Raw genomic sequence first — 8,036 nt, 5'->3', positions numbered from 1 at the left:
TTGCCCGGCTTCCGTGCTTGATAGACGCTCTCGACTACGGAAGCTCCAGGATTTGCTTGGCTTCCGTGCTTGATAGGCATTCTCCATAAAGGTATCTCTGCCGATCATGTGATTCTAGCTGCGATAAACGATTGATAAAACAAAAAAGACGACAACTTCTGCACAGAATGCAGGAATTACCGTCGCCTTTTATAATTGAAATATGTCTTTAGTAGTCAATCGATTCCATCACTCAATCTCTTGCAACAATCCGTCTCCTCGCAGTTCCACTTCCAAATCTTCCGGTACGATCAATTGAAAACTTTGATAGTAAAAGTTACTTAACTTATGAAGCCGATGATCATCCAATTGATTTGGACCTACATAGTGATTCAAGAATGCTTCTTTCGAAATAATTGTCTGTGATATCGAGTATTGGTCATGCGGAATGATAAGAGCCAACTCTTTACCTAATAGCGTTACACCAGGATATTTAATGTTGTCCTCAGGTACCTCTATGCCTCGAATATAGAATGTTGAAGGGCGATAGTAACCAATTTCAATAATTGGCTCATTATCTTCTCGTCTCTTTATACGGACATCCGATTCGGACTCTACAACTAGGCTTTCATACTTTTCATCCAACTCATATTCCCATCTGCCCGCTAGTGTGAATGCATCAATTTTTTCATAAGAAACTGGTGGGTCGGCATATAACTGATTCAAAGTTGATTGATAATCAGCATGCAACTTTACGTCTGCCGCCTCTATATCCGCTTGGGTAATAAAAACATAATAAACAACAATAGACATAGCTAGAATCACACTATAAATGAAAACGTTTCTTTTTCCGCGACTCTTTTTTCGTTTCGTTCTATTTGTTCTTTTCAATAAAAAATATGCCAACAAAACCATCAAGATAAGTGGTAAGATAGCCAATCCCATCATGTGCGCACCTCCATTCGTCGAGTCAAAAAGATGACGATCGTATAAATGAGAACGGAGAACCCTAGCACTTTCAGGAACAACATCGACCATTCTGTTTCTGTTGAAAAAATCATGACGAGTTGCCCAATCCCGACTGTGTCTCCAATTTTCGCATCGAGCACGATATTCCCTATAGCCAACGCAGGTATAATGAATATAAAGGCTTGATTCCAATTCACAAGTTCGCCAACGAAATAACCGACCGATGCCAGTAAGAAGGTTAAGCTGATGATAACCATCACACCGATCAAGATTTCTTTGATTGTATATGGTTGAGCGATCACGACGGAGTCGGTTGAATAAAACAGAAAGTACAATGCCTTTCCGAGAAAAAGAGAAAAGAATCCGATTAATCCGCCGATAACACTCGCAAATCCGATATATAAAATGGATGACATATGACTTGTGAATCGATTGGATACAAAGCTGAAATCCATTTCACGAAAAGCAGGACGTGCCAATGTCCAGCCGACGACGAACGCCCAGATAAGCACAAAAACAAAAGCTAAATCGCTAGAAACATAATGAATCGCAACTTTCCCAAATTCATTTGTGCTATAGGAAGAACTCCCGCCAAACGCTGATGAAAGCACCGCAAACACGAGAAGGCCAATCAAAATATTGAATAAGTGCCAATTCATCTGAACTTTAAACTTGGTTGAGAGCTTTATGTAATGCCATGTTTTCTTATTCAAAGACATGATCAATCCCTCCTCGTTTTGCTTGGGTTAAAAACATACAAACATCGTCAATTGAAACCGGTGAAAAGCGAACATCTTCTTTCTCTAGTTGCAACTTCGTCTCTTCTGCTAAATCACCCAAAATAACTTGATACACCTGATTTCCGCTCAATTTTTCCTCATGTAAAATCTGAACATCACCCGGTAAATGATTGAGTGATTCCTCGCTACCCGTCAGGCCGTAACTTTTCTCTTTCAACTGATCGACCGATTCCTGGATGACAAATCTACCTTCGTCAATCAACAAAATCGTTTCCAATACCGTCTCTAATTCATTCAATAAGTGACTGGATAAGATTATTGTTCGGGGCTGCTGAATATAGTCTTTCAATAATGCACGGTAAAAATCTTGACGAACAGAATAATCCATCCCTGTTGTCGGTTCATCGAAAATCGTAATTTTCGTACGTGCACATAAACCGATAATCATATTGAATGTACTTCTCTTTCCTTTTGACAACTCACTATGCAGTTGATTTGGTCGGAAAGAGAAGTAGTCGAATAATCGCTGTGCCAGGGTTTGGTCCCAATTCGGATAAAATCGGGCAGCTGTTTGTAAAATATCCTCTAGATTAATTTCTGAAGAGAAACTCATTTCGTCATCCACAAAGATTAAATTCTCCGAAACGAATAAACTATCAAACGGATCTTCACCGAGGACACGCACTTTTCCGTCCGTCGGATGATAATAGCCAGCTAAACATTTCAACAATGTTGATTTTCCTGCACCATTTCTTCCGATTAAGCCGATGATTTCATTCTCTTCAATGGAAAAATCAATAGAATTTAACGCATGTAGTCCGCCATATTGCTTTGTTAATCCTTGAACATCGATAACCGTCATCCTTCTTCCCTCTCTTCTTCATGAATTTTCCGTAACATTTCATTTAACTCATCCATCGAAACATCCAAGTAATTTGCCTCTTTGACAATTTCTCGAAGCATCCGCTTCAACGTTTTATTTTTACGTTTTTCTTTAATGATGGTTACTGCCGCTTCTTCGACAAACATTCCAAGACCTCTTCGCTTATGAACAATCTCTTCCTCAGCAAGCAAATTCAGTCCTTTTGCCGCGGTGGCAGGATTAATATTGAAGCGATCGGCAAGCTGATATTGTGAATAAATTTTTTCTCCGACCTTTACTCGCTCGGATAAAATCTCATTCTCCAACCATTCAGCAATTTGTATATAAATCGGCTTATTGCTTGCATGATCTAGCAAATCCTCCCACCCCACTTTATGTATTTAATCTATAATCAGTGCATTACTGCACTAATGCACTAGGTATATTATAACTATATATGGATGGATTCATCTTGTCAATGACTTTTAAATCGTTCAATATTAAAGAAGGAACAGTGCAACATATACATATATGCGCTTTAGTCGGATGGTAAGGAGAGAAAACAATGAAAATTATCGTTGATGCTGATGCAAGTCCAGTAAAAAGCGAGGTGATTGAAGTCGCGGGTGAGTTTGGGTTAGGGGTTTTGCTCGTGATGAGTTACGCCCACTTTTCTGCTGAACAGTACCCCAGTTTTGTGAAAACGGTGTATGTTGATTCTGAAAGTGAAGCGGCGGATTACAAAGTGATGCAAATGGCAAGCCAAGGTGATCTAATCATTACCCAAGATTATGGATTAGCTTCTTTAGTCCTATCAAAAGGATGTTCGGCCATGCACCATAAAGGCTTTTTATATACCCATGAAAACATCGACCGGCTGTTGACTTCACGCTATTTAAATCAACAAGCACGAAAGAGCGGTCAACGATTTAAAGGACCTAAACCGTTCACCGGTGTAGAAAGAGAGATATTTCGCCAAAAATTAGTGCGTATCGTAAAAGAAACAGTCGAATAAATAAAAAAACTCTCGCCCGAACAGTCTGTTCAAGCAAGAGGTGAAATGTTATAGCTTAATTTCTTTATATTTATGGAACCACGGTTGTTCTTTTTCAATTTGATGTGCCAATTGGAACAGTAATTCATCTTCTCCTAAGCGCCCAAAGAAGTGCGTTCCTACAGGTATTCCTTCCTCTGTCCAATGTGTTGGAACACTCATCGCTGGTTGTCCGGTCGCATTGGCAAGTGGCATGAACGGATTATAATTCAGCATGTTCTCGAGCATCGGTCCATATGCTTCTGTCACGTCTTTCTCTTCGCCTGTTTTCTTCGGAAGCTGATTCATCGTCGGTGTCATCCAAACATCATATTCCTGGAAGAAAGACATGATTTTTTCTGATTCAATTGCAGCAAATACCCGCGCTTCCTCATAGTCAGCCGCCGAAATATTTTGGCCGTATTTCATAATTTCATAGGAAAGCGGTTCGACATTTTCACGCGTGACTTCTTTGCCAACCATTTGTCCCATATGTTTAATCATGACAGAGCCTGACGATAACCAAATATTAATGAATGCATTTGCTACTCCCTCATAATCATAAGCAGGTGTCGCTTCGACAACTTCATGGCCCAAGTCTTTCATTAATTGAACGGATTGGTCGAGATTCTTTCTTGTTTCAGCATCAAGCTCTACTTTTCCACCTGCATCATAAGTGACGGCAATTTTAAGCTTGCCTGGAGATTGCTGTGATTTTTCCGCAAAGTCTGTCCGCTTCTCGAAAGATGGATACAAAGATCGCGGCACCCCACCATTTAAGACATCCAACAAAGCTGCACTATCACGAACCGATCGTGTGATGGCATGGTTGATCGGGAAATGGTTAATGTATGGCGGATATGGCAGTCGACCTCGGCTCGGCTTGAAACCGAATAAACCAGTTGCAGAAGCCGGAATACGAAGAGAGCCTCCTCCATCATTTCCATGTGCAAAAGGAACGAGTCCTGCCGCTACTGCTGCGGACGTTCCACCACTGGAACCACCCGGTGACCGATCTAATGCCCAAGGATTCTTCGTCGGTCCAAATAAAGTCGGCTCCGTCGTTGGCAAAAATCCAAATTCCGGCGTGTTTGTTTTTCCTAAAAACACAAGTCCTGCTTTCTCATAGCGGTCTACGAGCTCATCATTCTCAGGTGCAATCACATCTTCATGCAACTTCGAGCCACTTGTCAGCGGTTGATTTTTGATCGCATTCAAATCCTTGATCAAAAACGGCAATCCGGCAACAGGACTTGCATTTAAATCAACATTCTTCACTTGATCTTTCGCTTCGTCAAACATTTCATGGACGACTGCATTCAACGACGGGTTGTACGTTTGTATTTGTTTTATGTAAAAATCAGTTAATTCCGTCGCGGTAATTTCATTTGCATCAAGAAGCTCTTTTTGTCCAAGTGCATCCTTTTCTAACAGTTCTTCAAAGTTTTCCATCGTTATTTCCTCTCCTATCAACATATTGACTTACCAAATATTCTTTACAATAGAACTAACCAAGCGTGGCAGATAAAGAAAGATATCTGCAAAATTAAACAAAAGTTCCAACCAAGGGTTTTCTGTTCTTCGCCTTTTCCCAACCTTTTTTCGGCCATCCTTATGATTATGGTCTTTCACCAGATCGATTCCTCCTCGCAAGCCTTCTAATTATTAATCTTATCTGAAATGAACTGAAATGCAAAAAAATTTGTATTATTTAGGGTTAACTTTTGCATGAATTTGTACAAACGTGTGTCAATGTGAAAAAGGAGCACATTCAAACAAATAAGGCCTTCTTAATGACGCGGATTCATTAACATATATTAGCAAACGAAGAATGAAGAATAATGACTCGTGACAGGCATACCTCCTTTGGTGTTGGCATACAAATATAGACGTAGTTTATTATGTTTAAAGTTGTAAAATTATTTGTTAGTTTTAAAGATTTTTCGCATAAAAATATGCTACTATAATCATATAGGAATATTAAGGGGGCTCATTTTTTTATGAAGAGAATTTTAGGAACACTGCTATTACTATCAGTCTTAATCTTGGCTGCATGTAGTGGTGGAGATGATGATAGAAGTGAGAAAGAGCAAGTTATTGAAGCTCTCCAAAACACTGTAGAGGCGACCAGCTTTGAGTCGGTCAGTAACGTAGACGTTAATTTAGAAGGAAACTTCAATGACCCGACTGTCGATCCATATCTTCAAATGTTCAATGATATGGAAATCAGCTTCGAGAGTATCTATGATGAAGATGCCGGAAAGCAACAAGTTACATTCAATTTAAATGGTCAGATGGCACCAATGACTCTCGACTTAAGCGTACCGTTTTTGCAAGACCTGGAGAGTGAAAAAATTTACATCCGCACAGATAGCTTAGTCGAAAACTTCGGGATGATGTTTCCAATCCCACAAGAGTTAAACGGAAAATTACTTGAAGTCGACATAGCTGAATTGGAACAAGCACAAGGCACCGAAGAACAAATTGATCCTGAAGAACTGAAGGCTCAATCACAGAAGTTGGCTACTGACTTCTTAAATGAGAAAAGTGAAGATGACTTTTCAAAAGAAGACGGTGTGTATACGGTTCAATTGACAAAAGAAGACTTTATTAACCTCGTTGAAAAAAGCGGTGAAATATCCGGTGAGGCACTTAGCGACGAAGAAATTGAACAAATGAAAACAGATTTGGAAAACACTGCGGAACAAACGACGGTGCACCAATTTGAACTTCAACTAGAAATCGACGATGACATGATTCAAAAACAAACATTTGTTGGCGACGTGGAAGTTAGTGAAAACGGAGAAGACATGCGTATTGGCTTAACGCTTGATACAACATATAACAACATTAATGGAGACGTCGAGTTCTCGATTAACCCTGAAGAAGAAGAAATTATCACTCCAGAAGAACTGCAAATGTTCCAAATGCAAGGATACTAATAGAACTGACCTTATGCCTCAAGAGCCAAGCTGGCTTTTGAGGCAATTTTTATACAACCATCACAGGAAAAAAGATTGACGAAAATCCACCCATCGGACAAACTAAGACTATGCAATTTGATTGAAAAGGAGATATTACCTTGATTGATTGGTCATTTTTAAAACAACTGGATGATTTTGATGTCCTAAAATCCATCGCAATCACAATAGGAATCTTTATCTTATTTTCCTTATTTCGAAAGATTTTCACCAAATATATTTTCAAACTCATCTTAAAATTAGCGAATAAAAGCCCTACATCATTATTTAAGAATATATTATATGCCTTTGAGAAACCGATGCGCTGGCTCATTGTCATCATTGGAATCTACGTGGCATTAGAATATTTCCCTTATTTTGACGAGAAAAATTTCGCTTTTATCCGATTAATTCGAGTGGCACTTATTGTTTTGATCACGTGGGGATTATGGAATTTGTCATCAGGAACGTCAGAAGTATTTAATAAAATCAATGAACATTATGATAATAAAATTGATGAAATCCTTATTCCCTTCCTGACGAAAGTACTCCGTTTTGTTATTGTCGCCATCAGTTTTTCAATTATTGCACAAGAATTTGGATACGATGTCAATGGATTCGTCGCTGGTCTTGGTCTGGGTGGATTAGCCTTTGCCCTTGCAGCTCAAGAAGTCATTAAAAATTTATTCGGCGGCGTTGTCATTATAACGGAAAAACCTTTTAACTTGGGAGATTGGATTATGACACCAAGTATCGAAGGGATCGTTGAGGATATCAGTTTCAGGAGCACTGCCGTACGCACTTTCGCAGATTCCTTGGTAATCATACCCAATTCGACTCTTTCGAATGAACCGATTACAAATTGGAGTGAGATGGGTAAACGACAAATTAGCTATGATTTGAAAATTAGTTCACACACACCGAAAGAAAAACTAGAACATTCGATTAAGCAAATTCGCACTTATGTTGAGAATCATCCAGGTATCCACCCGGAAACGATCTTTGTAAACTTTACTCGGTACGAAACCGATAGTTTAAATATTATGCTATATTTCTTTACGAAAACGACTGACTGGGGAAAATTTTTAGCCATCCAAGAAGAGATCAACTTCAAAATCCTTGAAATCCTCAGCAAAGAAAACGTCAAAGTTGCTGTTCCTGCGCAATCTTTACGTGTGGAAGAAGAAGGCCCTATAAAAAGAAATCCATTAAAAGTGAAGAAAGTTCCCTCCAACAAAGGGGAAAGATAAGGTATAGAGCACCGGCAGATTGGCTGGTGCTTTTTCTTTGTCTAATCGTGGATAGAAGACTTATTTCTAATCTATCTATGATTAGATGGGTTCTATTCACGGGTAGAGCGAGCTTTTTTGCTCGCTGGAGGTTATAGAACACTTCTATAGGACTTTTCGAACTCGTTTTTTGCCCGCTCGAGGTTATAGAATACTTCTATAAGACTTTCCGAACTCGTTTTCTGCCCGCTCGGGGGTATAGAG

8 protein-coding genes are annotated in these 8,036 nt (G+C 39.3%); 3 read left to right on the top strand and 5 right to left on the bottom strand.

The features are described 5' to 3' along the window. Positions 1–228: 228 nt before the first annotated feature. The 4 genes from FPQ10_RS12710 to FPQ10_RS12695 are packed head-to-tail and all read right to left on the bottom strand — an operon-like array spanning position 229 to position 2,927. Positions 229–927, bottom strand: coding sequence for a hypothetical protein (locus tag FPQ10_RS12710; protein ID WP_144163871.1), 699 nt, complete (start codon positions 925–927; stop codon positions 229–231). Continuing rightward, on the bottom strand, positions 924–1,667 hold the full coding sequence (locus FPQ10_RS12705; RefSeq protein WP_144163870.1) for a hypothetical protein: 744 nt from the start codon (positions 1,665–1,667) through the stop codon (positions 924–926). Before FPQ10_RS12705 ends, FPQ10_RS12710 begins: the two co-directional genes overlap by 4 nt. Then, on the bottom strand, positions 1,654–2,550 hold the full coding sequence (locus FPQ10_RS12700; protein WP_144163869.1) for an ABC transporter ATP-binding protein: 897 nt from the start codon (positions 2,548–2,550) through the stop codon (positions 1,654–1,656). The genes FPQ10_RS12705 and FPQ10_RS12700 overlap by 14 nt, the downstream gene beginning before the upstream one ends. After that, entirely contained in the window at positions 2,547–2,927 is a 381-nt protein-coding gene (locus FPQ10_RS12695) for a GntR family transcriptional regulator (protein ID WP_186278689.1), read from the bottom strand. The genes FPQ10_RS12700 and FPQ10_RS12695 overlap by 4 nt, the downstream gene beginning before the upstream one ends. Before the next feature lie 188 nt (positions 2,928–3,115). Between FPQ10_RS12695 and FPQ10_RS12690 the strand changes: the two genes are divergently transcribed. Next, on the top strand, positions 3,116–3,565 hold the full coding sequence (locus FPQ10_RS12690; protein ID WP_144163867.1) for a YaiI/YqxD family protein: 450 nt from the start codon (positions 3,116–3,118) through the stop codon (positions 3,563–3,565). A 48-nt stretch (positions 3,566–3,613) separates the two neighbouring features. Here the strand turns inward: FPQ10_RS12690 and FPQ10_RS12685 are convergent, their stop codons facing one another. Further along, positions 3,614–5,035, bottom strand: coding sequence for an amidase (locus tag FPQ10_RS12685; protein WP_144163866.1), 1,422 nt, complete (start codon positions 5,033–5,035; stop codon positions 3,614–3,616). Between the two features lie 548 nt (positions 5,036–5,583). Between FPQ10_RS12685 and FPQ10_RS12680 the strand changes: the two genes are divergently transcribed. Together FPQ10_RS12680 and FPQ10_RS12675 are read left to right on the top strand one after the other, a co-directional pair. Next, positions 5,584–6,525, top strand: coding sequence for a hypothetical protein (locus tag FPQ10_RS12680; protein WP_144163865.1), 942 nt, complete (start codon positions 5,584–5,586; stop codon positions 6,523–6,525). 140 nt (positions 6,526–6,665) lie between these two features. Next, positions 6,666–7,793: a mechanosensitive ion channel family protein gene (locus tag FPQ10_RS12675; RefSeq protein ID WP_370512046.1), complete on the top strand. Its 1,128-nt coding sequence runs from the start codon at positions 6,666–6,668 to the stop codon at positions 7,791–7,793. Positions 7,794–8,036: the final 243 nt, after the last annotated feature.

This window comes from Allobacillus sp. SKP2-8, from assembly GCF_007559355.1.
Taxonomy (GTDB): domain Bacteria; phylum Bacillota; class Bacilli; order Bacillales; family Alkalibacillaceae; genus Allobacillus; species Allobacillus halotolerans.
This window is presented reverse-complemented; position numbering and strand designations above follow the sequence as displayed.

What these genes read in the sequence shown, in the direction of transcription:
- FPQ10_RS12710 (WP_144163871.1), bottom strand. Translation starts at nt 927, where the DNA reads ATGATGGGATTGGCTATCTTACCACTTATCTTGATGGTTTTGTTGGCA.
- FPQ10_RS12705 (WP_144163870.1), bottom strand. Translation starts at nt 1,667, where the DNA reads ATGTCTTTGAATAAGAAAACATGGCATTACATAAAGCTCTCAACCAAG.
- FPQ10_RS12700 (WP_144163869.1), bottom strand. Translation starts at nt 2,550, where the DNA reads ATGACGGTTATCGATGTTCAAGGATTAACAAAGCAATATGGCGGACTA.
- FPQ10_RS12690 (WP_144163867.1), top strand. Translation starts at nt 3,116, where the DNA reads ATGAAAATTATCGTTGATGCTGATGCAAGTCCAGTAAAAAGCGAGGTG.
- FPQ10_RS12685 (WP_144163866.1), bottom strand. Translation starts at nt 5,035, where the DNA reads ATGGAAAACTTTGAAGAACTGTTAGAAAAGGATGCACTTGGACAAAAA.
- FPQ10_RS12680 (WP_144163865.1), top strand. Translation starts at nt 5,584, where the DNA reads ATGAAGAGAATTTTAGGAACACTGCTATTACTATCAGTCTTAATCTTG.